The organism is Streptomyces anandii JCM 4720, from assembly GCF_014650655.1.
GTDB lineage: Bacteria > Actinomycetota > Actinomycetes > Streptomycetales > Streptomycetaceae > Streptomyces > Streptomyces anandii.
Genome location: NZ_BMVJ01000106.1, coordinates 1 through 760 on the forward strand (window position 1 = coordinate 1; position 760 = coordinate 760).

The window sequence follows — 760 nt, forward strand, 5'->3', positions numbered from 1 at the left end:
TCGCGGTTGTTCTGCGGGAGGAGGGAGAGGAGGTAGCGCACCTCGGCGATGCAGGTCTCCTCGTCGTCGTAGGCGAAGTGGCACACGCCCGAGGTCTCGGCGTGCACGTCCGCGCCGCCCAGCCCGTTCTGCGTGATCTCCTCGCCCGTGACCGCCTTCACCACGTCCGGACCGGTGATGAACATCTGCGAGGTCTCACGGACCATGAACACGAAGTCGGTGAGCGCCGGACTGTAGGCCGCACCGCCCGCGCACGGGCCCAGCATCACACTGATCTGCGGGATCACACCGGACGCCCTGGTGTTGCGCTGGAAGATGCCGCCGTAACCGGCCAGCGCGCTGACGCCCTCCTGGATACGGGCACCCGCACCGTCGTTGAGGGAGACCAGCGGGGCACCGGCCGCGATGGCCATGTCCATGATCTTGTGGATCTTCGTCGCGTGGGCCTCGCCCAGCGCACCACCGAAGATCCGGAAGTCATGGGCGTACACGAAGACCGTACGGCCCTCCACCGTGCCCCAGCCCGTCACCACACCGTCGGTGTACGGCTTGCGCGCCTCCAGCCCGAAACCCGACGCCCGGTGCCGGCGCAGCTGCTCGACCTCCTGGAAGGACCCCGCGTCCAGGAGCAGCTCGATCCGCTCCCGCGCGGTCAGCTTGCCCTTGGCGTGCTGCGCCGCGGTCGCCTTCTCACTCGGACCCGCCACCGCCTGCGCACGGATCCCGTGCAACTCGGCCACACGCCCGCGCGCATCCGCCG

1 protein-coding gene is annotated in these 760 nt (G+C 69.6%); it reads right to left on the reverse strand.

Going from position 1 to position 760, the window contains the following annotated elements:
- Positions 1-760, reverse strand: a 760-nt coding sequence (locus IE249_RS35510; protein ID WP_308434446.1) for an acyl-CoA carboxylase subunit beta, incomplete at both ends; no start/stop codon positions are given.